The following is a 26,652-nucleotide window of genomic DNA, read 5'->3' on the forward strand; positions in this document are numbered from 1 at the left end:
CCATGATGGGATAATTCTTTCATTTTTTCTGAATTTTCCTAAGATTCTATTGTATTTGTCTCTTCTGCCAGCTTTTTCCGCATTCTTTTATCTTCATACATTTTTTCATCTGCTTCACGGTACATTTTATCATAATCTACTGCGCCGTAAGCCATGCTGCTTCCCATAGAGAACCTCAGATCAACGGTAAGTCCGTCCCGCAGCCGGACCTTCTGTCCGCTCTGAAGCGCCTTCAGGGCTTCTATTTTCTGCACAAGCGCTTCTTTCCCATACTTATAATAGAACAATGTAAATTCATCACCGCCCTGACGGCAGAGAATGCTGTTTTCACCTGCTTCCTGTTTCAGCATTTCTGCAATCCTTTTAAGGTACTCATCACCATTTTCATGTCCGTAAGTGTCATTAACCATTTTCAGACCGTCAGCATCTACCATAACAGCAGCGCAGTAATATGGTTCCCTACATTCTTCCAGTATTTTGGAAAGCCTGGTATCTCTGCCAGTCCGGTTAAACAGCCCCGTCAGCTGGTCATGATCTCTCTGGTATTCGATCTCCCTGCGCTTGCGGATCTCCTCTGTAACGTCCGTAATAACACCGAAGATCTCTTCGCCCTCCTGGATCTCTTCAATTTTTAAATATTTACCATTTCCTACAGCAAATATCTCATTTTCACCTGCAACCGGCTCTTTTTGCATGGTTCTAATATATTTCTTGAAATCTTCCCAGTCAGAAGGCAGCTTCCAGGCAGCTTCTGTGCCGGTCTTTAAGATCTGAAGAACATCACCTGTAAAACGGACTCTCTTCATTTGCCGGTTGTACTCATATACACCAATGTGCATATCCGTCTTTCCAAGCACATAGCTCATTTTCCTGTCATTGGCTAACAGGCTCTGAAGCATTTCATTAATATAACGGCTCAGTTCAAAAAATTCCCTGCTGCTGTGGACATCTATCTTGATGTTTAAGTCACCCATAGTTATCTTATGCAGCTTTCCATTTACTTCCCCGATCTTCTGGACTACCTCCCGGTCCAGATACCGGGTCACTGCCTTAAACAATGCCAGCGCAATGAGCATAAGACATACCGCCAGATACAGCATATTTAACGGTATGCGTTCATAAAGTGCCTTACTGGTCACTGCCACACCGATATAATTATCTGCTACCTTCTTAAATACGATATAGGAACGTTTTCCATTGATCATACCGGAAAAACCTTTTGTACTATGGATCTTTTCCGTATTTAAACCAATTTCCTTTATGTCCATTCCCACTAATTCTGTGTCCGTAGCACCTACGATCTTTTCTGTTTCTGCATTTACCGCAAAGTAGCTGGTATCCGGGTTGACACAAAGCTGGGAAAAAATATAAGGCAGTTCATTTTTTTCTGTTACTTTGGATACATTTACCGGTTCAATTCCCACTTCCACGATAAATTCCCCGGTGCTGTTCCACATAGCTGAATACTGCATCAGCTTATGTTCTGCTGTATTCGGCTCAATATCCTGGACCATTTTCATGGATTTGTCCTTAAGCATAGGCTTAAAATAATTCATCTGCTTCCCAGAGTCAAAGCTATAACCATAATACTGGGGATGAGTTCCAGAAATGATCTCTCCTGCTGCATCAATAATGTGGATCTCATCTACTTCCATAAATTCTGCGATCTTACACAGTTCATACAGATCATTTCCCACCCCGGTGTTCTTCTCCAGAATATAGGCAATGGCCTCTGTATTATGAAGACATTTCGCAGCATATTCCTGACGCAGCCTGGTAAGTTCTTTCTGATTCTCCTCCAGCATCTTATTCATCTGCTCAAAGATCTTATCCGCCGACCCCTGCGCCCGGCTCTGCTCATTTGCTATATTCAATGCCATAATGCTAATAAGGATCACACTTACCAGCGCAAATGTGACCTTATACATGTAACTCCATATGGATTTCTTTAAAGTACGCACAACTTCTCCTTACTGCTATATGCACACCTAAGCCCGTGTACACATACTTACTTCTTCCCTTTTTTTGAGAAAGATCATCACACCTTCGGTTACAAGAATTATAGCAACTTTAGAGAAGTTAGGCAAGTTTTCATCGGTTTTAATTGGCTGAATTTTCAATCTGGCTTATGATTTATCCCGTCATTTTCTTTAAATACTCCAACATTATCCCCGACACCACGGAATTGGCTGTCTTTGAAAATGCCAGTCCCAGGGTCCGGTGTGAAGCTGGTTCTAAGGGCCTGGATTCTACATCGTCTCTGGCAAAGGCTTTTAGTACCATTTTCTGGGAAATGGTGACGCCTAATCCGCTTTTTACAAAGGCCATGATCAGTGTATCGTCCCGGAAGCTGTAGGTGATCTTCGGCTTTACGGAACATTTTGCTAATAAATGCTGGATATCATTGTCGCAGCCAGGTGTTTCTATAATTAAGGGATACGAAAACAGTTCTGACACTGTGACCCGTTCTTTTTCTGTAAGTGGATGCCCCTTAGGCATCACTGCACACAGCGGGTCATCCATCAGTGGATAAAATTTCAGGTCGTCTGCCACAATAGATGACAGGAAACCGCAGTCCACCTGTCCGTGGATGATCCAGTCACGGATCTCATCGTAATTGCCGTCAAAGATCTCTACCTGCACCTTTGGATAATGCTCTTTGAAGAAATGGATCACTCCCGGTATCCACAACGCTGTAATACTGGAAAAGCTTCCTACCCGCAGCTTTCCTTCGATCTTATGATTAATATTAAAGGCCGCCTGGCGCAGCTTTGCCTTCTGGTTTACCATTTCCTGGATATAAGGGATCAGTCTGGCTCCGTTGTCTGTAAGTATGACTCCCTTTTTTACTCTGGCAAACAGCCGTACTTCCAGTTCTTCTTCCAGTCCAGCCATCATCTGGCTGATGCCGGACTGCGTGTAATTTAATGCCTCTGCCGCCCCGGAAAAGCTGCCGGTCTCACACACCTTTAAAAATATCTCATATCTGTCTTTCTGTTCTTTCATAAATTTATCTATAGCCCCATATCCATTACAAAAAATTATATATAGTCATAAAAACATTTATTTTACTGATATTATAACATGTGCTATTCTGGTATGACAAGCAAGTTCAGCTATAGATAATTTTAGGGGGATTCTTTTTCATGAATAAGAAGAAAAGTAATTTTTCCGGCCAGTTAGGTTTTGTTTTAGCTGCTGCCGGCAGTGCCGTAGGCGTGGGAAACCTGTGGCGTTTTCCGTATCTGGCTGCAAAGGACGGCGGAGGACTGTTCTTAGTCATTTATCTGGCACTGGTTTTAACATTTGGATTCACACTGCTGGCATCTGACATTGCCATTGGCCGCAGAACAAAAGAAAGCGCCATCGGTGCTTATACCCAGATGTCGCCTAAATGGAAATTTTTAGGAGTTTTAACCTTTCTTGTTCCAGTCCTGATCATGACCTACTATGCTGTTATCGGCGGCTGGGTCACAAAATACGCTGTTGTCTATCTCACCGGACAGACTGCCGCTGCTGCCCAGGACAATTATTTTACCTCATTTATCACTTCACCTGTATCACCAGTCCTGTTTGCCCTTTTATTTATGGGTGTAACAGCATTTATTGTATACAATGGTGTGGAAGGTGGTATTGAGCGTGTTTCCCGTTGCATGATGCCCATCCTTCTGGTTCTGGTGGTTGTGATCGCAGGCTATTCCCTGACACTGCACCATGTAGACGAAAGCGGACAGATGCGTACCGGTATGGACGGCCTTCTTTATTATATAACCCCTCATTTTGAGGGACTGACCTTTAGCCGCTTCCTTCAGATCTTACTTGATGCCATGAGCCAGCTGTTCTTTTCCTTAAGTGTTTCCATGGGTATCATGATCACCTATGGCTCTTATGTGAAACCGGAAGTTAACTTAAATAAAGCTGTTAATCAGATTGAGATCTTCGACACAGGCGTTGCCCTTTTAGCAGGCGCCATGATCATCCCGGCAGTTTTTGTTTTCTCCGGCACCGACGGAATGAGCGCAGGTCCAAGTTTAATGTTCATTTCCCTTCCTAAGGTATTTGCCGCCATGGGAAAAGCAGGTACCTTTGTTGGTCTTTTGTTCTTTGTAACAACTATTTTCGCTACTCTTACGTCCTGTATCTCTGTGCTGGAATCTATCACTGCCAACTGCATGGAGATCTTCCACACAGGCCGCAAGAAAACAGTCCTTGTGCTGACTGTGATCTACCTGGCTGCCTCTGGTGTTATTGCCCTTGGCTACAGTATCTTCTATATTGAAGTAAAACTGCCAAACGGCTCTGTGGGACAGTTATTAGACATCATGGACTATATCAGCAACAGCGTTATGATGCCGTTTATCGCACTGCTCTCTGCCTTTCTGATCGGCTGGATCAAAACACCGGACTATGTGATCGAAGAAATGGAAAGCACCGGCGATACTTTCCGCCGTAAAAAGCTGTACCGCGTCATGATCCGCTATGTGGTCCCGGTTATGATGTTTGTACTGTTTTTACAGTCTACAGGAATACTCTGACAACCGCCTGCGTCAGCAGGCAGTGGATCACAAGTTTACAAAGCAAACGGACGCGTCAGCCGGCGCGTCCATTTTTTGTTCTCTGTTTTATTTTACAGCACCCATTCCTCCAGGAAATGAGCTGCCCCGTCCTCTTCATTATGCCCGGCCACAAATTTCGCAGCCTGTTTTACATCATCTTCTGCGTTTTCCATTGCTACGGAGATGCCTGCAGCCTGAAGCATGGAAATATCGTTTTCGTTATCCCCAATAGCCAGAACATTTTCCATACTTATCCCCAATTTTTTACAAAGTGTACACAGTGCATTTCCCTTTGAGGCATCCACAGAGTTTAATTCTATGATCCCATCTCCGGTGCGCAAAAATACGATACCCGGTATAGGGCTTCCTTTTTCCAGAAGTTCCTGTGCCAGTCCATCTTTTAAGACAAAAGCACCCATTTTCATCACTTTTACTCCGCTGGTCCTTAAAAACGCTCCCAGATCTTTTACATTTCCTTCGCTGAACCTGATATAAGGATATTTCTCAGAAAGCCCTGTTTTCTCCCAGCCCTCTGCCCGGAAAGTACCTTTGTCTGTATGGGCATATACAGCCACTGGGAATTGTTCCAGATACGCAATGGCTTCCACTGCTTTTTCTGTGGGGATCCCTGTTTCACAGATACTTTTTTCCTCCGGTACATCCATAAGCATGGCACCATTGGAGCAGATAGCATACTGAATGCCGTCTACATTATTTAATACTGCTTCTTTCATTCCTCCGATGGGTCTTCCTGAGGCAGGTACCAGGATCACACCTTTTTTTACGATCCTTCTTAAAACATCTAATGTATAATCTGATATGCTCTTGTCATCATGAAGAAGAGTTCCGTCCATATCTACTGCTACCAGCCGGATAGTTGTTTTTTCACTATGCATATTGATTCCCTCCTGTAATAAATCTTCCTGTGCCTGATCTTGATCCTGACATCTGATTTTAAGTATAGCACATATTTCCCCCATAAAAGTGTCAATCCTAGTGTCGAACCCCATCCCCCCGCTCTGAACGTCTCCCAATTTTTCTCACCTCTACTGCCGAAACCCTTTTCAAACTGGCGAAATCATTCAAAACATCTTTCTTTTCAGACTATTTTTTGTATAATTACACTTGTGATCAGGTAGACATAAAACACGCGCGAAAAGAATTAAAGTTAAATCAACAAACAGGAGAATCATGTACATGCTCAGCACAAAAGAAGAACTCTATCTTTACCTGGAAAAATAAGCCGGGGCTATGCCCTGAAAGATCTGAAATATTTTACGGCGAACCATATCAGCGAATCACTGAATATTTCCCGTAATCTGGCCAGTCAGTATCTGAACGAGCTGGTAAAAGAAGAGCGGGCTATTAAGGTCAACTCCCGTCCTGTTTATTTCTTCCATAAGAAAAATGTTGAACGTGAGGCCCAGGTTGCCCTGGAAACCTGCGTATTCTCCGGTATGGACGATTTTCAGCGGAAATGCCGAAGCGATGAAAATAAAAGAGATTTTCAGAAAGCTATCGGTTATTACCTGAGTTTAAGTTCCTGCATAGAGCAGTGTAAAGCAGCTGTTAAATACCCGCCAAATGGTCTTCCGGCCTTGTTTAACGGATCCGGCGGAACAGGAAAGGCTTTTCTTTCCAGGCTGATGTATGAATATGCTGTAAATGAACGGGTAATTGGAACTGCAGGCGCAGCTTCTCTCCCGCCTTACATCACAGTAGACTGCTCCGAATATGCCCAGAATGAAGAAAAATTTGCTATTTCCCTTTGCGGCAGCGAAGACGGAAAAGGCTGGCTTGCAAAGGCAAACGGCGGCATCCTTTTCTTTGATGAAATTGACAGGCTTCCATTTTCAGGACAGGAACTGATCTATTCCTACTTAATTTCGGGACAATATAAAGGATATCATGATGACGAACATGTTTTTGAGTCCAATGCAAGACTGGTATTTTCCACCACAAAAGTACCGGCGGAAACACTTTATAAGCCACTTGCAAGGATGATCCCCATTGTGATCCCGGTCCCAACATTACATGAACGCACAGCCGATGAAAAAGAGGAAATGTTAGTCTCCTTCTTAAAAGCAGAAGGACGGCGCATGGGCGTAGATGTAAGCATCAGCCAGAACGCCTTCCACTGTATGTTGGAATTTTCCTACGAAAACAACATCGACGAATTAAAAACCTGCGTTACCAGCAGCTGTGCCGGAGCTTATCTGGAAAAAAACAGCGATGGTATCGCTATCCACAGTTATCACCTTCCGGAATATATGCTCTCCTCCTTAAAACTGGAGGTTGAAGACAAAGACAAACGGATGATCCACTTAAACAGTTACAGCCGTGACACCTCTTTGGGACAGACGGTACAGTATTTCCAGATCATGTTAGATGTCTTTGAAGATTACCGTCAGGATATGCTCAGTTTTGACGGCCTGATGATGGAATTCCGGAAACAATTAAATGATTATTACGACTATCTGATCTACGGACAGAAGCTTGTAAACATCAAGATTTCCACTTACGAACAGCTGATCAATCAGATTTTTGAAAATGTAGGTGAAATGTATGGCATCAGCCTTTCCAAAAAATACAGCCACTTACTTGCCCGCCGCTTATATATACAGCTTCAGGGCGACCATCTGATCGACAACTGGATGAAACAAAACCATGACGAGATTGAAGAAATGTTTCAGGCTGTAAGCGCTGTTCTTGAAAAAGAATCAGTCATCTGTTCTAGGATCGTAAACCTGATCAAACTGAATCTGGACATTGAAGCAGACAGTTTAAACCAGCTGTTTTTGCTTTTAGATATAAAAAACCAGAACCAGAAGATCCAGGGACTTTCCGCAGCCGGTATTATCTTAAGCCACGGCTATGCAACAGCTTCCAGTATTGCAGATGCCGCAAACCAGATCATCGGGCGAAAGGTATTTGATGCCATTGATATGCCTCTTGACATGCAGATGAGCGACATCACCGGGCTGCTGGAAAAACACATTGAACGATTTATCACCTGTCAGGACGTAGTACTTCTGGTGGATATGGGTTCTTTAGAGCAGATCCACAGCCAGATGGGCGGCCTGCGAAACTTAAACATCGGCATCATCAACAATATTTCCACTGCCTTAGCTGTTGATATCGGCCTTGGCATCTGTGGGAACCAGAAGCTGGAAGACATCCTGAAACGGGCCAGCGAAAGCAATGTCTGCACCTACCGTATCATCCACAATGTACAGAAGGAAGACGCCGTGATCTTCAGCGGAGAAAACGGCATTGACACAACGGAAAAGCTAAAAGAGCTGATCTTAAAGACTTCCGCCACTTCCATTCCTGTAAAATTTGTGGCTTACGATTATTACCGGCTGATGAAAAACGGCAGCCATGATGAGATTTTCCAGCAATACCATGTAAAATGCATCATCGGACTTTTCAATCCGGAGATCGAGGGAATTCCTTTTATCTCACTGGAGGACATTATTTCCATGAATTCCGCAGAAAAGCTGACAAACATTTTCTCAGAGTACCTGGATGAAGAACAAATGGAAATATTTAACCAGAACCTGGTAAAGAATTTCTCCCTGCAGAATGTAGTTGAATCTATTACCATTTTAAATCCTGACAAGCTTTTAGATGAAGTAGAACAGGCAGTGGGACGGCTTCAGAAGATCACAGGAAGAAAGATCGCAGGACGTATCATGATCGGGCTTTATGTCCACCTGTGTTGTCTGGTGGAACGACTGGTCACAAAAACACCTATTGATAATTATCAGGATCTGGAAGAATTTGAACAAAAACATGCCGACTTTATCAGGCAGGTAAGGGACAGCTTTCAGGATATCTCCCGGCATTACCGGGTGGCTCTGCCTGTAAGTGAGATTGCTTACATTTATGATTACATGCATTTGAATTCAAAAAATAAGCTTTCCGGGCAGGCAGAAAGCCCGGCCGTCCGTGAGGACGAATAGGAGGTAAATATGGGTATTGTACTTGCAAGAATTGATAACCGTCTTCTTCATGGTATCGTGGCTACACAGTGGGCCGGACGTTCCGGTGCACAGCGTATCATGATCATTGATGACACTGTTGCCAATAATGAACTGACCAAAGCCAGCATGAAGCTTGCCAGACCTACCGGAATGGCTATTTCCATCATTACCGAGGAAACAGCTTTAAATAACTTCAAAGCCGGAAAATACAATGACCACACTGTATTTGTCCTGGTTAAGAAGCCGGAAACACTGGTTAAGCTGTCTGATATCGGCGTAAAGATCCCGGAACTGGTCATTGGCGGAACTGTAAAGCCTGCTGAAGGCGAAGAAGCTGTAAAGCTTTCCCAGAGAGCTTACGCAAAGCCGGATGACATTGAGGCTTACAAGAAATTAAAGGCTGCGGGAACCAAACTCTATGCACAGTATGTACCTGCAGACGCAGAAGTTTCTATTGACGAATTTCTGAAATAACAAAGGGGGAAATTGTTATGCAATTAAGTGCTTTACAAATTGTACTGCTTGTCCTGGTGGCTGCTGAGATCAACGTTGACCGCCGCGGATTATCACTGACACATGCAAGACCTGTTATCGTAGGTTTCCTGTGCGGACTGATCTTAGGCGACATGAACAGCGGTCTTTACATCGGCGGTACTTTCACACTGATGTCCTTAGGTGTTGCCGCTCTTGGCGGTTCTTCTGTACCTGATTATGGCGTTGCAACCATTATTGCATGCGCATTTGCAAAAACAACCGGACAAGGACCGGAAGTTGGTATGACCATCGGTCTTCCTGTTGGTATGCTGGGCGTACAGATGGACGTTTTATACAAGATCTGCAACTCCTTCATTGCCCAGAAATCCCAGAAATATGCCAATGAAAAACAGTTTGGCAAAATGTATGCTATCCTTTACCTTTGCCCTGTTATGGTAGCTGTATTCATGGCATTCCCAACCGCTGTTGCATTAACAGCAGGCGCTCCTTTAGTTCAGGCTATCCTGGATGTGCTTCCTTCCTGGGTAACAGGCGGTCTGTCTGTAGCAGGAAAGCTCCTTCCTGGTCTTGGTATTGCCATGCTGCTCCACTACATGCCGGCAAAGAAGTACTTCAACTACATTCTGATCGGCTTTGTACTCAGCGCATACATGGGCGTACCGATCCTTGGTATCGCATTCCTTGGTGTAGCTTTAGCTTACAAGTTCTATATGGATGAAGAAGCAAAGGAAAATGTAGGATTTGCAGGAGGTCTTGAAGATGAATAATGAGAATGAAGTAATGGAAAAAGCTCCCGTTTTAACAAAAAAAGACTGTGTGAAAGGTGCCATCCGCTGGTCTTTAATGGCAGTAACAACCTTTAACTACGATACCCAGCTTGCTCCAGCCGTTGTTTTCGGTATTGGACCTCTGCTGCGTAAGATCTATAAAGATGATGACGAATACGTTGAAGCATTAAACAACCATTATAAATACTTCAACACCATGCCATGGCTGGCAAATATCGTTCTTGGTGCTACTCTGGCTCTGGAAGACAAAGAAGGGATCACTTCCCTGGATGCTGTACAGAATATCAAGGTCAGCTTAATGGGACCTTTAGCTGGTATTGGTGATACCTTATTCTGGACACTGCTTCCTACTATCATGGGCTCCATCGCAGGATATATGGCTCTGGAAGGCAACCCTATCGGTGTTATCCTGTGGCTCATTGTAAACCTTATCTTCATCTGCATCCGTACCCAGTTAATGTGGATTGGATACCGTGAAGGTACCAAACTGATCACCAAAGTGGGCAGTAAGCTTGCCCGCATCACAGATGCTGCTTCTGTTCTGGGTCTTACTGTTGTAGGTGCTCTGTCCGCAACTGTTGTAACTGCAAAAACACCTCTGGCATTCCAGATGGGTGAAGTTAATCTGGCAGTTGCAGATCTGTTAGACAAGATCATGCCTTCTATGATCTCTGTAGCTACTGTCCTGGTACTGTATAAGCTCCTTGGAAAGAAGGGCATGAAGATCACTACCCTGATCCTCATTGTTATCATCTTCTCCATGATCTGCTCTGCACTGGGAATCCTGGCTTGATCATTTATAACTAACATAAGTAAACGGACATGTCGCCTGATGGTGACATCACCATAATGACGGTTCTGCCTGTCTTATTTGGCAGGCAGAGCCCTTTTTTATTCAACTAAGGGGAGATTATCATATGGTTGAAGTAAGCGCAGCAAAACGTAATATCACACCTCCATTTCCTATGTACATGCGCGGTTATGCCATGAGAACAGGAAAATCTATTGGTGTTTTAGATGAACTTTACTGCAGGACTTTAGTCCTGCGCATTGACGGGGAGATTTTTATATGGTCCACCCTGGATCTGTGCCGGTTAGAAGAACCGATCTCTGATTATGCCCGCACAGTCCTTGCCGGAAAATATTCTGTTCCAAAGGAAAATATCATTATCGGAACCATTCATACACACTCTGGCCCTGATATCAGCTTTGAAGATGAAGGGGAAGACAGAAATCATCGCAAGGCAGTTTACAGGGAGCTGGTAATGAAACAGCTTTTTGACGCTGTAGACGAATGCTTTGACCGTGGTTTCTTAGAAGTAACACCTTATATGGTAAAGGGAACCATAGAAGGTGTATACGGAAACCGCAATTATATTGACAAACCAAGCGATAAAGATATCAACATGATCCTGTTCCGCAATGAAAACCATGTAGTTGCAGGTATGTTCCAGTTTACCTGCCATCCAACTGTCCTTGGCATCCACAACATGAAGATCAGCTCTGATCTTTTAGGAAATGTGGGAAAGGCCCTGGATGAAAAATACAATACCATTTTCATTACCATGCAGGGAGCCTGCGGTGATATGGGCAACCGCCAGTACCGTCAGGGAAATGACGAAAACGAGCTGTGGCGCGTACGTGATGAAGTAATGAAGCAGGTAAATGTTTTCGCAGAAGCAGAAACTCCTATGGAGTTAAAAGCTGGCTCTGTAAAAACTGCAGAATACACCATCCACCAGACTTATGATCTGGATGCTATGAAGGCACAGTTAGCTGAAGATGAAAAGAAGCTGGCTGCTGCTGTTACAGAGGATGATAAAAAGCTTCTCTGGTCCGGTGTCCGCCATATGAGAAGAAAGATCCAGTCAGGCGGCATCAATGTTACTCTCCGCTCTGTTATCTTCCATTTAGGTGACCTGGAGATGATCACCATCCCCGGAGAACTGTTCTCCACCTTCGGAATGGAGATCAAAAAGAACTTTAATGCTCCTATGCGCATCGTATGGGGCTATGCAAACTACAGCGCAGGCTATATCGTAGAGAAAGATGAATTCGGAAAAGGCTATGAAAGCATGCAGACTCCTTTCCTCCAGGGAGAAGCAGAACTTTACGTAGATCATCTGATCAAATCCCTGTAGTATCTGATCCCCGCCACACTATTATAAATATAACTATAACTATAAAACTATAAGGAGAAGCGTTATGAGAAGATATATTATCGCCTCCCATCATTTACTGGCCCACGGCCTGAAAGACACATTAAATTTTCTTACTTCCATGGACGGCATCATTGATATCAGTGCCTATATGGATGACACCGATCTTCCTACCCAGATCAAAGAATTATTTGATTCCTTTGACCCGGAGGATGAAGTAGTCATGATGACTGATATGTTAGGTGGCAGTGTAAACCAGCAGTTCTGCCCATATGTAAACGATCATCGTCACCTGATCTGCGGTATTAATCTTCCATGTGCCTTAAGCCTGGTATTACAGCCTCAGGATATGCCTCTTACTGCAGAGACCATCCGGACTATTGTAGAAGAGTCCAGAAGCCATCTGATCTATGTAAATGAGTATAATGATGGGGCTAATGAGGATGACGAGTAAAAAATCGTGAAAATCCACTTCATTGAACAGACATAAAAGAAGCAGCTGACTGGTTTTTTCCAACAGCTGCTTTTTTCGTAGAAAAAGCAGGAATATATAAAGTCAGAAGTGTGAAAAACGCAAATTGATTTTATTTGAAAAAAATGATAAAACAGGGAATGAAAGAAGGGATATACATGAAACAAAAAACCGGCCTGCAAATGTCCAGTTCGCTGCCTGTTATGATACTTTTAAATCTGTCCGGCGGAACGCAGGATGCCTGTTCCTATTTTTTACGTGATCACGTCTTTGCCAATGCACAGACAGGAAATATTGTTTTAATGGGATGCTACCTGATCTCCGAGGATCTACGAAATTCCATCCGTTATTTCCTTCCCGTTGCTTTTTTCGCACTGGGTGTATTAATGGCCTGCCTGATCCACTCCCGGTTCCGTCACACAGGAAAGATCCACTGGCGCCATCTGGTCCTGACTCTGGAGATTATCCTACTGTTTATCGTCGGTTTTATCCCGGGACAGTTAAACTGGCTTGCAAATGGACTTACTTCCTTTGCCTGCGCTATGCAGGTTCAGTCCTTCCGTACTGTACGCGGCAGTGCTTATGCCAGCACCATGTGTATCGGAAATCTGCGAAGCGGCATGGACCATTTTTATAAAGCTATTACCGAGAAACGAAAAGATGAGCTGAAAACAGCTGCCATTTATCTTACTGCGATCGGTTCCTTTACCATTGGTGCCGCCTGCGGTGGTCATCTTACCAATCATTTCTCCTACCGCACCATCTGGATCTCCTGCGGGCTTTTGATCCTCTGCTTTTTACTGATGCTGATCGAAGAAGAGGACGATCTGGAGGCAATAGAAAAGGAAGAACGCCAGGAACTGAAAAGAGAGCAGGACGAATTAAAAGAAGAAAAGAAAGAGCTTCAGAAAGAACAAAAAGAGCTCCAGAAAGAACAGAACGAATTAAAAGAAGACCAGAAGATCATCCGGGAAATGGATGAAAAAACACAACATCAATAAGTATACAAAATGACTCTGCGAGAACATAATGGGCACTGGGAGAAAAACACCATCTCCACAGTACCCATTTTTATTTCCGTTTATTATGCAGTATAAGAATCTACTGTCACTGTATAAGCACTGTCTCCCTGTACATACACTGTTCCGTTACTTCCCTTAATGGTTACAGCCTTACCATCTGCATCTTTGATCGTTCCTTTATTTGTGAGTCCTGATAACCGGCTGTCTTTTGTGACGATCCATGTGGATTCGGCATCAATGGACAGATCTGCCGTTCCGCTGCCTCCATTTCCGGCGCAGGACTCATCCTGGATGAAGCCGCCTGTAAGGATGCTTCCCTCTGTCATCTTAAATTTCAGGTTGCTGATACTGTCCCAAACCACATCTCCTTCCATTTTCTGGTTTTCTGCTGTAAAGGAACAATCCGCTCCGTTTGCACCACTCTGTCCCCAGCCTCTCTTATTGGCATTTCCCGTACATTTTAAGAAAAATTCATTATTAGAAGACGGGGTAATATTTACATTGTTTAAATAAAAAGTGCTTTCTGTATTTGTAGTGTAAAACAGACCGCCATTTTCAGAAGTCAGGCTGCCGCCGGTCATATTTAATACAGCATTTCCCACCTCAGAGTCACCGGACATGCTCTGGTATAAGATCACGGTCCAGTCGCAATCATTCTGCTCATTTTCCTGGATATGGCCGGACAGGTCGCAGTTTGTCAGTGACAGGGAATTTAAGCCTTCAATGCACACTGCTTCGGAATTTTCCGCCGTCAATTTGGCATCTTCCACCTCAATATCTGCTGTACAGTAAACCGCCGGTGAGCCAGTTCCTGAAGAAGTATAACTGCCGCCCTTTACACGCATGGTGCCGCCGCCTCTGTCGCTTCGGATCGCCGCGGAAGACTCACCGGAAGTATGTACCGTCAGATTTTCTGCATTGACTGTACCGCCGCCTGCTGCGTGGATACCGCCTGCTGTATTTCCAGTTGTGGTAATGGCAGTATCAGAGATATTTACAGTGCCTTTGTCATAGGCAAACGCACCTGCAGCGCCATCTGCATCAGAAGTAATCGTTCCACCCTTTAGATCAACAGTTCCGTCTGTTACAAGGATTGATGCACCTACGCCGTAAAAGCTGGAGCTGTCGCCGCCTTTGCTGTCTTCGGATGTTCTGTTTACGGTAAAATCTTTTAGAGTAACATTAGCTCCGTTAGATACAAGAACTGCGCTTTCATCTGTGCCTTCTGAGGTATAGCTCTGTCCGGACTCTTCTGTATCACTGGTAAATTCCTTTACAGAGGAATAAGATGTGGGTGCGGACTGTGCCCCGCCTCCAGGACCGCCAGCTCCCGGTGCCCCATTTCCAGGGCCACCCTGAGGACCATCCGGACCGCCTGGCATATCAGCTAAAGATATCTGTACTGCGGTTCCATTGCTGTCTGTAGTAATCTTAACAAAGTCACCTTCCTTGATATCAGAAACCTGGATGGATGCACCGTCTGCATCGGTGAAGGTTGTGGATGTTGTGATCTTATAGGTTGTGGTTTCGCCCTGGGGTGGCTGGCCTTTTCCCTCTGGAACTCCCCCCTGTGGTGGCTGGTTCTGGCCGTCTGGCGCTCCACTTGGCTGCTGGTTGTCGCCGTCCTGACCTGGTGCTCCGCCTGGCTGTTGGCCGTCACTGTTCTGGCCTGGTGCTCCACCAGGTCCCTGCTCAACTGTGATCTCTGTATCAGAAACCAACTTCACACGCCCCATTACCTCATTCTGGCTGTCCTGTACACCGCCCTCTGCTGCTGCCTCTGTGGTCTGCGCTGCTGTGGTATTCTTGCTGCTGCTGTTTCCGCCGCTGCAAGCTGACAACAACATGGCACTGGTGATCATCATACACATCATCACACCGCCCTTTCGCAGCCTTCTTCCGATCTCTCTTCTGGCCTTTCTGTCATTTCCCATTCTGCTTCTATATCTGCTCATAATCGCATTGCCTCAACTTTCATCTTTTAAAATCATTTTCTATCTATTTTCCCTTACTGTACCCAGACGCCGTCACCATTTACATAATAACCATCCAGTGTCGTTGCATTCACCAACATAGCACCACTTTCACCACAGTAATACCATGCATCTTTATATAAGATCCAACCAGTTTTCATGTAACCGTTTTCATCAAAATAGTACCAAAGATTGTCAATATACTGCCAGCCGTTTGTAGTATAACTGCGGTCTGCATTGCAGTACCACCAGCCCGCATCATCTTTTAACCACGCGCCAGTTCCGGAAGAGGCGGTATTATTGGAAGGAGTACTTTTGCTTGAAGAACTGATCTCCTGTGCTTCGCTGGATGAAACATACCATGAATCCGATTCTTCCCAGCTTCCCTTATTAGAAGTGTTGTACACGCCTCTTACTTTAAATGTATAGTAACCGCTTTTTGTTATATAGCCTGAAAAATCATAACTGGTGCTGGTAGTCGTCAGCACGCTGGTCACTGCGCTGCTTCCCCGGTAAAGCCGTACTTCATACTTTTTTGCATCATCACTTTCTTCCCAGGAAGCCGTCCCGTCTGACTCATCCCATTCCAGCCCGCTTACATCCAGATCATGATCACTGTCATCATCATCCAGGGCATCCAGTGTTACATATACGACCAAAGTATCACTGGAGCTTCTGCTGACTGATGTAACCGTACCGTCAGAACCGCTTAAGCTAACACTGCTTTTTGAAAATCCGGAAGCAAAATAATAATCATCATCTGCATATAAAGTGATCTTGAATTTCGGTTTGTCGCCATCATCCCACTCGTCGCTTGGCTCATTGGTGATCACCACATCATCTATATCAAATTCAGAAGAGGATGTGGAAACGGTTACATCGCCATCTGTATCCCAAGCCTCGATTTCTGACTCAATAGAAAGAGGAACAGAGTTTATTTTTGTTCCAGTAGCAGCCAAAACCGTTGTATTCGGTACAGACAGCATGCAGATCGCAGAAGTAAGTGCAGTAAGTTCTTTTATTTTACCCTTAAGTTTCATAGAATTGCTCCTTTCAACCCGTATCAAATATATACGGGCATTTAGCTTTTTTATTTTTCTCTTATCTTTTTCTCCTGTTAAGAAAACAACACTGGCGTTTGCCCATTTATATATTCTTTTATGTATTTTTATGTGTTCTTTATATCTGCACTTACATCCTTTTCCTTTTGTTTATTTCTCCTTTAATCTCTTCCATTTTCTCTTGCCTATTTTTTTACTTATCTTTCATTGACCTAAACTATAACGGGAGTTTTTGATAAGAGTGTGAAAAAATGTGAGGAGTTTAAAATTTCAAACACGTTAAAAAGGAACAGGACTGATTCAAATAAATCAGCCCTGCTCCTTTGGTTTTAAATAATTTCAAAGGATTTCTTCCCCAGATCTCCATGCAGCTCAATCCTGCTGTCTCCGTTTTTCCACCCAAGGATCAATTGCTCCTTCTCGCATGGAAGCATATAAAACTCACCATCAAATGCAGGATGCGTATTTCTGAGTTTCATAAGTTCCAACAATTGCTTTACTACCGGGCGTTCAACTTCCCGTCCTATCTCTTCTTCCGTATAATAATGACGATTGATATTTCGTCCTTCCTTCGTCTCCTCCAAAAGAGAAATATCATTTTTTCCAGCCAGTAGTCCCACATAATAAACCTGAGGCGTACCTGGCGCAAAGAACTGGATCGCTCTGGCTAAAAGATAAGCATTATCATCATCCCCAAGAGCCGAATAATAGGTGCAATTAATCTGATAAATATCCAGATTATTGTATTTCTCCGTATTGTAAACACGCTTTACATTAGCGCCATACTCAAACAAATGCTCTTTCGCAGCTTCAATCTCCTCGTCTGGCAAAAGCCCCCGGACATCTACTACGCCAATTCCGTCATGGGTATCCAGCGTTGTAAACTGCTTTCTCGGACATATTTCAAACCAGTGCTTCAGATATTCACTGTTTTTAAAATAAATGGCATGTAAAAGCAGCATTGGCAGCGCAAAGTCATACACATAATAATCCCGGCATGCCAGTTTTTGCTGGATTGAAAAATGTTCATGGATCTCCGGAAGGATCTGGGCACCTTCTTCAGCTGCAATTTTCGCACATCTTCCAAGAAGTTCCCAGATGTCCGGTTCTACAAAAAAGCAGGAAGTTCCCGGTCGTTTTACAGCATAGGCAAAAGCATCCAGGCGGATAAGAGATGCACCGTGTCTGGCCAGCCAGCGAAGATTTTCTTCCAAAAAGCGCTTTCCTTCCTCTGTCTCCATGTTAAGGTCGATCTGTTCCTCTCCAAAAGTACACCAGACTGCCTCCTGGGTCTGATTCCCAAACTCTGCCATAACATAAGGTGCTCTGGGCTTCCGCTTATAAATAGCATCCGTTTCTGCCTGGGTTGGCATTCCATTTTCCCAAAAATCCTTATAGCGGATAAACAATCCTCTGTATGGCGACTGATCCTTTTTCTCTAAAAAATCCTGGTAATAAGGACTGTGTGCGGAGATATGATTGATCATATAGTCAAACATCAATGGATATTCTTCGGAAAGCATACGGATATCTTCCCAGTCTCCGAACTCTTCTGATACCTTTTCATATCCTAACGGGGCAAAACCACGGTCCCCACTGGAAGGAAAAAACGGCAGGATATGCACCATTTTTACCGCATCTTTAAAATACAGGTTCAAAATATGATGCAGATCTTTTAAATCATGTCCCATGGAATCAGGATATGTGATCAGCATGATCTTATTCAGCATTTATGAAATCACCTCTTTTTGTCCTTTTTATTTTCAGGCTTTCTGCGCCGTCGCTGTAAGCGGTTGCGATGTCATATATCGTCCTACTTTATTCATTCTACTCATATGCACCTGATCTTTTTCAAAGCAGAACTTCAGTTCATTTTCATAGCAGGTTTCTATCCATCTTGCATGGACTACAAAACAGTTTTTATCTTCCCAATATCCACTTAAACACAACTCACTATTTACCCTTCCATCTAGTTTAAGCCGGTTCCATCTCCAGGATCCATCTGTAGCAATCAGAACTTCATGTTCTTTTCCCTGCTGGCAAAACTTCATTTCGCAGGTTCCAGGTACAAATCTCATGGTAAATTCTGTTATTCCCTCAAGTGGTTTCAATCCTGCATGGGAATTCTGGATCTCTGTTTCAAAGCCCATACGCCCTTCTGACACAAAATAGCATTTTCCATTTATTTCAGACTCTTTTTCTCTGTTGCGACTGCACTGCCGACAAGGTGCTTCCAGGGATAAATGAGACAGCTTCTCTTTCAGATGCGTAGATGCAGCTTCATCCTCCGGCAGTGTTTCTTCCCGGACTTCCCTGGCAAACTTCCATATTTCATCCAATGTGTTCTGCGCCCAATGAGCATTAGAAGCCGTTTCATTCACGGAAATTATCATATCCTGATCTGGAAATACAATGGAAAACTGGCCCATTGCCCCGTCAGCCCGGTATACATTTTCCGGCTGGCACACCCAGATTTGAAATCCATAGCCAAGGAAATTGTCTGTAGCCTCTGGATTGCCATTTTTTTCTGTGGCAGTATCGATCTGCTTTGATATTGCCATTTTCACATATTCTTCGGATAAGATACGCTCACCATCCCAGACTCCGCCGTCTTTATAAAGCTTCATCAGCCTTAAATTATCCTCTGTTGTGGCATAAAATCCCCCGCCGCCAAAAACTGTACCGTCTGGCATGCGTTCAAACAAAAAATTATCACTGTCAATGCCAATCTTATCAAACAGCCTGCTTTTTAAATATTCCTCTGTGGGAATTCCCGTTTTTCTCTCTACGATGGCGCAAAGAAGAGTGGACCCCACACTGTTGTATTGAAACGCAGTTCCTGGACGATGCTTAATAGGAACTTCCAGATATGCCTGCAGCCAGTTCTCTGTCACCTCAGGAAGCCTTTCCATTCCACTTCCCATGCAGAGGATGTCCTTTACCGTCAGCTGCTTCAGATATTCATCTGGATTCTCTGGTGCCTTCTCTGAGAAAATAGAAAGAATCTTCTCATCTAAAGAAACTTTTCCTTCCGTTACTGCAATTCCTACTGCAGTAGCAGAATAGGTTTTGCTCAAAGAATGGAGACTATGCCGAATCCCTGGCGCATAAGGCGCCCACCATCCCTCTGCACATATTTTTTCATGTCGCATGATCATAATGCCATGCATTTCTGTTACCCGCTCCAGATTTTCAATCAGCTGTTCCAGACTCTTGCTGGAAATTCCCACTGCTTCCGGAGTAGTTCTCTCAAATTTCTTCCCTGTCATCATTTTTCTCCCAAACTATAAACGTTGCAAATAGTCGCTAATCTTTTTTAGCCTTTTACTGCGCCTACAACTACACCTTTGATAAAATATTTCTGTACAAATGGATAAATTAAAATAATTGGCAAAATTCCTACAACTGCCATTGCCATGCGCACGGAAGTGCCTGGAAGATCTACCATAGCCGCGCCTGCAATTTCACCGGCTCCTCCTGATTTTAAGAACTGGATATTATCCATAATGCGAAGCAGCAGGTTCTGAATTCCGTAAAGTTGCGGTTTTGTAATGTAATACAGAGCATTTACCCAGTCATTCCAGTATTTCAGCGCTGTAAAAAGACTGATCGTAGCGATCACGGGCGTAGATAATGGAAAGACGATCTTCCAGAAGATCGTAAGTTCCGAAGCTCCGTCAATTTCTGCAGCTTCGATCAAGGCATCTGGAATACTGTTCTGATAATAATTCTTAACCAGCATAATGTTAAAAGCTGTGATCAGATAATTTGGCAGGATCAGCGCCCAGATCGTGTTCTTCAAGTGAAAAAACTGAGACCACATCATGTAGGACGGAACAACGCCTCCATTAAACAGCATGGTAAAAAACACCAGAAATGTAAGGATCTTTGAAAATTTAAAATCCTTTCTGGACATAGGATATGCCAATGTGGTAGTAAAAAGCACACTTAAGAGCGTTCCTGTGATTGTTACAAAAAAGGAGATCCCATAAGCCCTTGTGATCAGTTTTGCCTGCTTTATCATATAAAAATAAGCATCCAGACTCCATTTTGCAGGAAAATAAGAATATCCATTTGCGATCAGACTGTTTTCATCTGTAAATGACGCAATAACGATCAGAATAACCGGAAGCAATGATAAAATGGTCATGATACCTAATGTTATCAGAGCAAAACGGCGAAAGCTGCGTTCCCCGCCTAATCTCGTTTTCATTTTATTGCCTCCTTCCATTAAAACAGCGCATTTTCAGGGTTCATCTTACGGACCAGTGCATTAGCAGTGATAACCAGGACAAATCCAACACATGACTGGAACAATCCTGCTGCTGATGACATTCCCACATCATTTAATTCCATTAATCCTCTGTATACAAAGGTATCAATGGTCTGGGTTACACCATAAAGAGCGCCTGAATTCATAGGTACCTGATAAAACAGTCCAAAATCAGAAAAGAATATCTTTCCGATCGCCATAAGAACCATGATCGTGATCGTTGGCCTTAAGAGTGGCAGTGTGATGTAAAAGATCTGCTTGATCTTACCTGCCCCGTCGATCTTGGCAGCTTCATAAATACCTTTATCAATACCTGCAATGCTGGCCATGTAAATGATCGACGTATGGCCCACTGTCTGCCATAAAAATACCAGAATCAGGATAAACGGCCAGATATTACTTTTTGTATACCAGGATACCGGAGCCATTCCCAACACTTTCAACACAGTATTGTTGATAAATCCACTATCTGAATTTAAAAACGCAAAAACCATGTAGGAGATCACCACCCAGGAAAGCAGGTATGGTAAAAGCAGCGCTGACTGATAAAACTTTGCCCAGACGCTTTTTACGATCTCTGTCAGCAGGATCGCCACAAAAATACCAAGAGCTGTACCAATCACAATAAAAGCGAAATTATATAAGATCGTATTTCTTGTCATGATCAGCGCGTCTTTTGTCTTAAACAGAAACTTGAAATTATCGAACCCGCACCAGGGGCTCCCAAATACTCCCTTTGAAAAATCATAACTTTTAAAAGCCAGGAAGATCCCGAACATTGGGATATAATTGTTTATCAGAAGATAAGCAAGGCCTGGCAATGCGATCAATAGCAGGGGGACGTTTTTTGTCCCCCGCCCCTTTCTTTTTCTCCCTGTCATAATAGCTCACCTAGTTCGCGTTTTCTGCAGCCCATGCATCCAGCTGTTTCTGCTTTTCCGCAATGATCTCATCAATTCCGGCATCCTTTAAACTCTGCTGGAACTTTGGAAGTTCAGTTTCCGGATCAAGGCTTCCGCAGCGCAGTCCTGGAAGATACTGATTGATCACGTTATTTACTGCTGTATACTGTGTTTTCACAGTTGAACTGTCAAAGGTAAATCCAAATGCCTTTGATCTTCCCGCATTCTGATTATCCTCTTTCATAACTTTCTGTGTATCTTCGCTGGCACCTTCCAGGATATACTGGTTAAACTGGCTTCCGCATACGCCGCAGCTAAGCTGGGCTGTATATGGAACAGTGCTTGCGTCCTGACCGTCCGGGTATTTCACTACATTGTCGCTGACCTTTACATAATCTTTTCCTTCAATTCCGTAAATAATCAGGTTGATAACATCTTTATCTGTATAAGTTAAATTCAGGAATTCCAATGCCTTTTCCGGGTTTTTACAGGTAGATGCAACTGCCCATGATACTCTGTTTACATCAGAAGTTCCAAGATACGGCTGGCTCAAACGAAGAGCCCCTATTTTCTGGCCTGTCTGAGAGGAGATCTGGGTTGCGGCGTCATTTCCACCATAGTTGGAGATGTAAGAAAATCCTTTTCCTGCGCTTAACAGCTCAATGGATGTACTGGTAGTCGTTGCTGCGTCACCCATAATATAGCCTTTGTTATACCAGTCTCTTGCCAGTGTCAGGATATCCTTAAATCCATCTGTTTCATAGAAATTCTCAACCTGCATATCATCGCCATTTAAAATTCCAGTTGGAGATAAATAGCGGTCTCCCAGATAATCAAATCCATAAATGGTATTGATCATACCTGAATCACCTGGATTGACCGGTACCAGCGGGATCATATCAGGATAAGCCTCTTTTACCTTTGCGTATACATCAGTCAGATCATTAATATTTTTAATGTCTGCCGGATCTACGCCGATCTCTTCCATGATATCTTCTCTGTACAGAAGTGTCGGCGCAAGAGCAACACCCTTATCAGCCGGAATACCATAAACCTTTCCGTCTACTACTTCTGTTTTCATAAAGTCCTCACCTACCGCGTCAATGGCGCCGGCAGCATGTTCCTTTACAATATCTGTAATGTCATAAAGCTGATGATTGGCAAGGCAGGTAGATAACTCCAGACCGCTTCCTGTATGGAACAGGTCCAGCTGTTCCCCGCCCTGCATTGCAAGACTTACCTGCTGGCCATATGCAGAAGAAGCAATCGGCATTAATTCTACTTCCACACCGATCTTCTCTCTTGTGATCTCACTGATCGCTTCATTTACGTCGGACAGATCTTCAGGAATATTGTTAAATGATTTAAAGGCATATACGATCTTTGTATATTCTTCATTTCCTTCCGTTTTCTGATCTGTGGCAGTCTGCTGACCGGCTGTATTATCCGAACTGCTGCCGCATCCAGTCATGGAAAATGCCATTGAACCGGCAAGAAGAACGGCCGCCGCGCCTGCAACTCTGTTTTTCATACTTTTTTTCATATCAAGTAACCTCCTTTATTTTGCCTTTCTGGGCTTTATTATAAAGGAGGTCCATGATACATTTCTTTAAAAAATAAGTGATATTTTTTTGATTTTAAGATTTTTTTGATCTGCGGTATTCTCCCGGTGTGATCCCGGTATACTTTTTAAATACAGTAGAAAAATAAGAAAAATTGTCAAAACCCACTTCTGCTGAAATATCACTGATGCTCTTTATATCATCAGCCAGAAGCTGCTTTGCCATTTCAATGCGATAACCGATGATATAATCCTTTAAATTATGTCCTGTCTGCCTTTTATAGACCTTGGCAAGATATTCCGGAGTCAGAAAAAACACATCTGCAATGGTATCTCTGGAAATATCCTCTTTATAATGTTCTTTCACATAGCTTTCGATCTTATCTGCCAGAGAAAGGGACCGGTTGATCTCATCTTCGTACTCCAAAGTACGTGATATTGCGTAATTCACCCATTTTATCATGTCAAACACAGAGCGGACCGACTGCCGCTGGATTTTCCGGGAGACTTCATCCCCGAATAACTCCGCAGCCTGGATCCCATTCTGATAAAGATTGGTATAGATCAGCTGCAGGATCTCCTGCTGTATGACCAGTAACGTTTCTACCGATACGCTCTTTTCACGGGAAAGCTTTCCCAAAACGGTTTTTACCGTATTTAAGATCTTCATCCGGTCCTTGTTTCGCAGATCATTTTCCATTTGCTTCAGATCAAGAAGCCTTGTATTGAACCCCGATGTAACTGCCGCTTCTCCTTCACGAAATACCTGGTCAGACTCCAAGACATTTCGCAGCAACAGATTGACCACCTCATCTGCTTTATCAGGAAGCTGTTCCATGCTGCATGGAGTTCCAATACAACAGGTAAAGCAGCAGCCCACATAATCCTGTCCCGTTTTTATCAGCATATGGCATCTTTCCATGAGTACTTCTTCCAGTGTCCGTTTCCAGTCGATCACCAGAAAGAACAACGCCTCATTTACGATCTTTTTTATAACCGACGTATTTTCAACAGACTCATCTACAATCTCTGAAACCATTTTTTCCAGAGTAAATTCCAACAGGTTCTCTCCCAGTGCTTCTTTGGCCTGTTCCTCTCTGGCAACTCTTACTCCGATCAGGCATACCGGCTGATCGGCCAAAACAGGAAGACGGCGTTTTTTTATCTCACGGTCAATAAATTCCGGCTCTGCTCTTAATTCCCGCTCTGTCAAAGCCCTCCAGAAATTATTCATCAGCTGCTCCTGATTATTTCTCATCCATTTTCCATAATGGCTTTCTTCTTCTATTTTCCGCTTCTCCATGATCCTCTGGACCAGGCGCAAAAGTTCTGCTTCTACCTGCTCTACACGGAATGGTTTTACCAGATAACCAGCCGCCTGATAGCGGATCGCCACAGACGCGTACTGAAATTCTGTATGGCAGGTGAGAAACAGAAATTCCGAAGACATATCATTTTCCCGGATCCACTTAAGCAGTTCTGTTCCATTTCCCATAGGCATTTCAATGTCACAAACCACAATATCCGCAGGTGTATCTGCTAATATCTCCTTTGCCTTTTCAATGTTATAAGCGGTCATGACCTTATCAATGTGCAAAGCGCTCCAGTTTACGGATTTACAGATCACATCTACTGTTGCCATATCATCATCCACGATCAATACGTTCATTTTTTATCTCCTGTTCCTCACCCACTGCTGTTGTTTTGGGGATCCATATCTCGATCAGACATCCCCCTGTTTCCAAATTTGACAGGTGGATCAATTCCCTTTTCTGATACAAAACTTCCATGGTTCTTTTTATGTTCCACAGCCCTACATGATGTCCCTCCCTCGAAGGATCTTCGCTCTCAAAATTCATATACTGCATAACCTGTTCAGGAAAACCTACGCCGTCATCCTCCATACGAATATAAAGCATTTCTTCCCCCTCTTTTAAAAGGACTTTTGCCTGTATCAGTATCGAAAGGCCGCTGTCAATTTTTACTGCATATTTGTATTCATTTTCCACAAATGTATGTAACAGCATCTGGGGGATCTTCCACGACATTGCAGCTTCTTCCATATCAAAATACCAGAATACACAGTCCGGATACCGGAGCTGCTGCATTTCAAAATAATTTTCCAGATGCTGGGTTTCTTCCTTAAGAAGGACCAGACGAAGACCGCCTTTAAACATATAACGGACCGTTTTTGTTAATGCGTCAATATATGTCCGTATATCCTCATTCCGCTTCTGATAACTCATACTGTAGATCGTTGTCAGGGCATTTAAAAAGAAATGGGGTTTTAACTGCATCTGAAAATATTTCATCTGCGTATCCATTAACTGGATCTTTTCATCATAGGCCCTGATCCGAAGATTAACGATCACATTCATCATCCGGTTAAATGCCTGTGTAAGACGCTGAAGTTCTTCCGTATGATAATCTTCCTCTGCCCTCTGCTTGTAATCTCCGTCTTCAATCTCCTGGATCGTCTGCATCAGATGATCCAGGGGCCTGTGGATCTCACGGTGAATATAATGTAAAAGGATCATATCACAGCCAATAGCCAGAACCATGATCAAAAGGATCAGAATACTATTTGTACTGAATTTTCCCAGAAAATGATTACTGCCGATCATTCCTGTAATATAAAGTCCTGCACGATCACTTTTAAGAGAGATCATCCGCTTTTTATGATCATTCTTCCAGGAATCTTCTATTTCCAAAGTCTCTCCCAGATACATGCTGTTTCCTTCTTCCAGATTTTCCACGCATACACCATTTGCGTCCGTAAGAAGAAAACTCTGACCGTCTGGATATTCTTTTGCCCGGATATCGGAAAGAAAAGTATTTTCCTTTGAAAATGCCGCCACACTCCAGTTGCTTCCCCTGTATATTTTCGCAATATAGGCATGAGTACCGATCTTTGTATAATACCATTGCGGCCTTCCCCGGTCTTCCTTTTCCATGAGATTCCAGATATAAGAGGCAATTGCCTCTTTCTCCCCATAAGAAACTCCCGGAGTGGACGCCGCGATCAGGTTTTTATTTAAGGACTCTGCGATCAGAACGTAATCCAGCTCCGCATTGCTGATCACATCTCTTTTCATGCTCTTTTGAAGCTCCACAGCCGCATAATACCGGTCAGCCGGACTTCCGTAACATATCTGACCGATCAGATCCTGATTACCGGCGATTCCCTCCACACACTGATCCATAGCAATAAATTTACTGTCGATCTGTTTCATGTAGATCTGGATCGTAGACCATACCGATGACTCCTCACTTTCTTTTAAGAGAAGAAAGCTGCTCACAGTGTAAGCAGTCAGCAGCCATATAAGAAGAACCAACGTCACTCCAATATAAATGCTGATCTTATTTACAAAGGACTCCTTCTTCACTTTTGCTCCCTCCTAACC

Annotated in this window: 20 protein-coding genes; 8 read left to right on the plus strand and 12 right to left on the minus strand. The window is 43.5% G+C overall.

Annotated features, from left to right (window positions below):
- Positions 1 to 38: 38 nt before the first annotated feature.
- Together DW251_RS11275 and DW251_RS11280 are read right to left on the minus strand one after the other, a co-directional pair.
- Complete coding sequence (locus DW251_RS11275) at positions 39 to 1,961, minus strand: diguanylate cyclase (RefSeq protein ID WP_118301191.1); 1,923 nt, start codon at positions 1,959 to 1,961, stop codon at positions 39 to 41.
- 172 nt (positions 1,962 to 2,133) lie between these two features.
- Entirely contained in the window at positions 2,134 to 3,006 is an 873-nt protein-coding gene (locus tag DW251_RS11280; protein ID WP_118301192.1) for a LysR family transcriptional regulator, read from the minus strand.
- Between the two features lie 140 nt (positions 3,007 to 3,146).
- On the opposite strand from DW251_RS11280, the gene DW251_RS11285 reads away from it, so the two are divergent.
- Entirely contained in the window at positions 3,147 to 4,535 is a 1,389-nt protein-coding gene (locus tag DW251_RS11285) for a sodium-dependent transporter (protein WP_118301193.1), read from the plus strand.
- A gap of 92 nt (positions 4,536 to 4,627) precedes the next feature.
- On the opposite strand, the gene DW251_RS11290 is transcribed toward DW251_RS11285, so the two are convergent.
- Positions 4,628 to 5,452 carry a Cof-type HAD-IIB family hydrolase gene (locus tag DW251_RS11290; RefSeq protein ID WP_182433609.1) on the minus strand — a complete coding sequence of 275 codons (825 nt, stop codon included), beginning with the start codon at positions 5,450 to 5,452 and terminating at the stop codon, positions 4,628 to 4,630.
- 561 nt (positions 5,453 to 6,013) lie between these two features.
- On the opposite strand from DW251_RS11290, the gene DW251_RS11295 reads away from it, so the two are divergent.
- The 7 genes from DW251_RS11295 to DW251_RS11325 all read left to right on the plus strand — a co-directional run bounded on the left by DW251_RS11295 (position 6,014) and on the right by DW251_RS11325 (position 13,457).
- Positions 6,014 to 8,521, plus strand: coding sequence for a PRD domain-containing protein (locus tag DW251_RS11295; protein WP_118301195.1), 2,508 nt, complete (start codon positions 6,014 to 6,016; stop codon positions 8,519 to 8,521).
- A gap of 9 nt (positions 8,522 to 8,530) precedes the next feature.
- Positions 8,531 to 9,016: a PTS sugar transporter subunit IIB gene (locus tag DW251_RS11300; RefSeq protein ID WP_021868644.1), complete on the plus strand. Its 486-nt coding sequence runs from the start codon at positions 8,531 to 8,533 to the stop codon at positions 9,014 to 9,016.
- 17 nt (positions 9,017 to 9,033) lie between these two features.
- Positions 9,034 to 9,804, plus strand: a complete 771-nt coding sequence (locus tag DW251_RS11305) for a PTS sugar transporter subunit IIC (RefSeq protein WP_021868645.1) — start codon at positions 9,034 to 9,036, stop codon at positions 9,802 to 9,804.
- Positions 9,797 to 10,618, plus strand: a complete 822-nt coding sequence (locus DW251_RS11310) for a PTS system mannose/fructose/sorbose family transporter subunit IID (RefSeq protein ID WP_021868646.1) — start codon at positions 9,797 to 9,799, stop codon at positions 10,616 to 10,618. The genes DW251_RS11305 and DW251_RS11310 overlap by 8 nt, the downstream gene beginning before the upstream one ends.
- A gap of 124 nt (positions 10,619 to 10,742) precedes the next feature.
- Complete coding sequence (locus DW251_RS11315) at positions 10,743 to 11,966, plus strand: hypothetical protein (RefSeq protein WP_021868647.1); 1,224 nt, start codon at positions 10,743 to 10,745, stop codon at positions 11,964 to 11,966.
- A gap of 64 nt (positions 11,967 to 12,030) precedes the next feature.
- Positions 12,031 to 12,438 (plus strand): hypothetical protein, encoded by a 408-nt coding sequence (locus tag DW251_RS11320; protein WP_021868648.1) that lies wholly within the window; start codon positions 12,031 to 12,033, stop codon positions 12,436 to 12,438.
- A gap of 176 nt (positions 12,439 to 12,614) precedes the next feature.
- Entirely contained in the window at positions 12,615 to 13,457 is an 843-nt protein-coding gene (locus DW251_RS11325; protein ID WP_021868649.1) for a YoaK family protein, read from the plus strand.
- Positions 13,458 to 13,540: 83 nt separating this feature from the next.
- Here the strand turns inward: DW251_RS11325 and DW251_RS11330 are convergent, their stop codons facing one another.
- The 9 genes from DW251_RS11330 to DW251_RS11370 all read right to left on the minus strand — a co-directional run bounded on the left by DW251_RS11330 (position 13,541) and on the right by DW251_RS11370 (position 26,634).
- The gene (locus DW251_RS11330; protein WP_147352229.1) at positions 13,541 to 15,433 is read right to left on the minus strand and encodes a proline-rich domain-containing protein; all 1,893 of its coding nucleotides are present in this window, start codon (positions 15,431 to 15,433) and stop codon (positions 13,541 to 13,543) included.
- Between the two features lie 53 nt (positions 15,434 to 15,486).
- Positions 15,487 to 16,491 (minus strand): hypothetical protein, encoded by a 1,005-nt coding sequence (locus tag DW251_RS11335; RefSeq protein WP_118301197.1) that lies wholly within the window; start codon positions 16,489 to 16,491, stop codon positions 15,487 to 15,489.
- Between the two features lie 350 nt (positions 16,492 to 16,841).
- Positions 16,842 to 18,242 carry a sucrose phosphorylase gene (gtfA, locus tag DW251_RS11340; RefSeq protein ID WP_118301198.1) on the minus strand — a complete coding sequence of 467 codons (1,401 nt, stop codon included), beginning with the start codon at positions 18,240 to 18,242 and terminating at the stop codon, positions 16,842 to 16,844.
- A 33-nt stretch (positions 18,243 to 18,275) separates the two neighbouring features.
- Entirely contained in the window at positions 18,276 to 19,781 is a 1,506-nt protein-coding gene (locus DW251_RS11345; protein WP_182433610.1) for a serine hydrolase, read from the minus strand.
- A gap of 47 nt (positions 19,782 to 19,828) precedes the next feature.
- Positions 19,829 to 20,725: a carbohydrate ABC transporter permease gene (locus DW251_RS11350; RefSeq protein ID WP_118301200.1), complete on the minus strand. Its 897-nt coding sequence runs from the start codon at positions 20,723 to 20,725 to the stop codon at positions 19,829 to 19,831.
- Between the two features lie 17 nt (positions 20,726 to 20,742).
- The gene (locus DW251_RS11355; RefSeq protein ID WP_347474659.1) at positions 20,743 to 21,447 is read right to left on the minus strand and encodes an ABC transporter permease subunit; all 705 of its coding nucleotides are present in this window, start codon (positions 21,445 to 21,447) and stop codon (positions 20,743 to 20,745) included.
- Positions 21,448 to 21,676: 229 nt separating this feature from the next.
- Positions 21,677 to 23,230, minus strand: coding sequence for an ABC transporter substrate-binding protein (locus tag DW251_RS11360; RefSeq protein ID WP_118301201.1), 1,554 nt, complete (start codon positions 23,228 to 23,230; stop codon positions 21,677 to 21,679).
- A 94-nt stretch (positions 23,231 to 23,324) separates the two neighbouring features.
- A complete protein-coding gene (locus tag DW251_RS11365; protein WP_118301202.1) occupies positions 23,325 to 24,917 on the minus strand; it encodes a helix-turn-helix domain-containing protein in 1,593 nt (530 codons plus the stop codon).
- A complete protein-coding gene (locus DW251_RS11370; RefSeq protein WP_118301203.1) occupies positions 24,895 to 26,634 on the minus strand; it encodes a histidine kinase in 1,740 nt (579 codons plus the stop codon). Before DW251_RS11370 ends, DW251_RS11365 begins: the two co-directional genes overlap by 23 nt.
- Between the last annotated feature and the right edge of the window lie 18 nt (positions 26,635 to 26,652).

Origin of the sequence: Clostridium sp. AM22-11AC, from assembly GCF_003473545.1 — a bacterium.
GTDB lineage: Bacteria > Bacillota > Clostridia > Lachnospirales > Lachnospiraceae > Enterocloster.

What these genes read in the sequence shown, in the direction of transcription:
- DW251_RS11280 (WP_118301192.1), bottom strand. Translation starts at nt 3,006, where the DNA reads ATGAAAGAACAGAAAGACAGATATGAGATATTTTTAAAGGTGTGTGAG.
- DW251_RS11285 (WP_118301193.1), top strand. Translation starts at nt 3,147, where the DNA reads ATGAATAAGAAGAAAAGTAATTTTTCCGGCCAGTTAGGTTTTGTTTTA.
- DW251_RS11290 (WP_182433609.1), bottom strand. Translation starts at nt 5,452, where the DNA reads ATGCATAGTGAAAAAACAACTATCCGGCTGGTAGCAGTAGATATGGAC.
- DW251_RS11295 (WP_118301195.1), top strand. Translation starts at nt 6,014, where the DNA reads ATGGACGATTTTCAGCGGAAATGCCGAAGCGATGAAAATAAAAGAGAT.
- DW251_RS11300 (WP_021868644.1), top strand. Translation starts at nt 8,531, where the DNA reads ATGGGTATTGTACTTGCAAGAATTGATAACCGTCTTCTTCATGGTATC.
- DW251_RS11305 (WP_021868645.1), top strand. Translation starts at nt 9,034, where the DNA reads ATGCAATTAAGTGCTTTACAAATTGTACTGCTTGTCCTGGTGGCTGCT.
- DW251_RS11310 (WP_021868646.1), top strand. Translation starts at nt 9,797, where the DNA reads ATGAATAATGAGAATGAAGTAATGGAAAAAGCTCCCGTTTTAACAAAA.
- DW251_RS11315 (WP_021868647.1), top strand. Translation starts at nt 10,743, where the DNA reads ATGGTTGAAGTAAGCGCAGCAAAACGTAATATCACACCTCCATTTCCT.
- DW251_RS11320 (WP_021868648.1), top strand. Translation starts at nt 12,031, where the DNA reads ATGAGAAGATATATTATCGCCTCCCATCATTTACTGGCCCACGGCCTG.
- DW251_RS11325 (WP_021868649.1), top strand. Translation starts at nt 12,615, where the DNA reads ATGAAACAAAAAACCGGCCTGCAAATGTCCAGTTCGCTGCCTGTTATG.
- DW251_RS11330 (WP_147352229.1), bottom strand. Translation starts at nt 15,433, where the DNA reads ATGAGCAGATATAGAAGCAGAATGGGAAATGACAGAAAGGCCAGAAGA.
- DW251_RS11335 (WP_118301197.1), bottom strand. Translation starts at nt 16,491, where the DNA reads ATGAAACTTAAGGGTAAAATAAAAGAACTTACTGCACTTACTTCTGCG.
- gtfA (WP_118301198.1), bottom strand. Translation starts at nt 18,242, where the DNA reads ATGCTGAATAAGATCATGCTGATCACATATCCTGATTCCATGGGACAT.
- DW251_RS11345 (WP_182433610.1), bottom strand. Translation starts at nt 19,781, where the DNA reads ATGACAGGGAAGAAATTTGAGAGAACTACTCCGGAAGCAGTGGGAATT.
- DW251_RS11350 (WP_118301200.1), bottom strand. Translation starts at nt 20,725, where the DNA reads ATGAAAACGAGATTAGGCGGGGAACGCAGCTTTCGCCGTTTTGCTCTG.
- DW251_RS11355 (WP_347474659.1), bottom strand. Translation starts at nt 21,447, where the DNA reads ATGACAAGAAATACGATCTTATATAATTTCGCTTTTATTGTGATTGGT.
- DW251_RS11360 (WP_118301201.1), bottom strand. Translation starts at nt 23,230, where the DNA reads ATGAAAAAAAGTATGAAAAACAGAGTTGCAGGCGCGGCGGCCGTTCTT.
- DW251_RS11365 (WP_118301202.1), bottom strand. Translation starts at nt 24,917, where the DNA reads ATGAACGTATTGATCGTGGATGATGATATGGCAACAGTAGATGTGATC.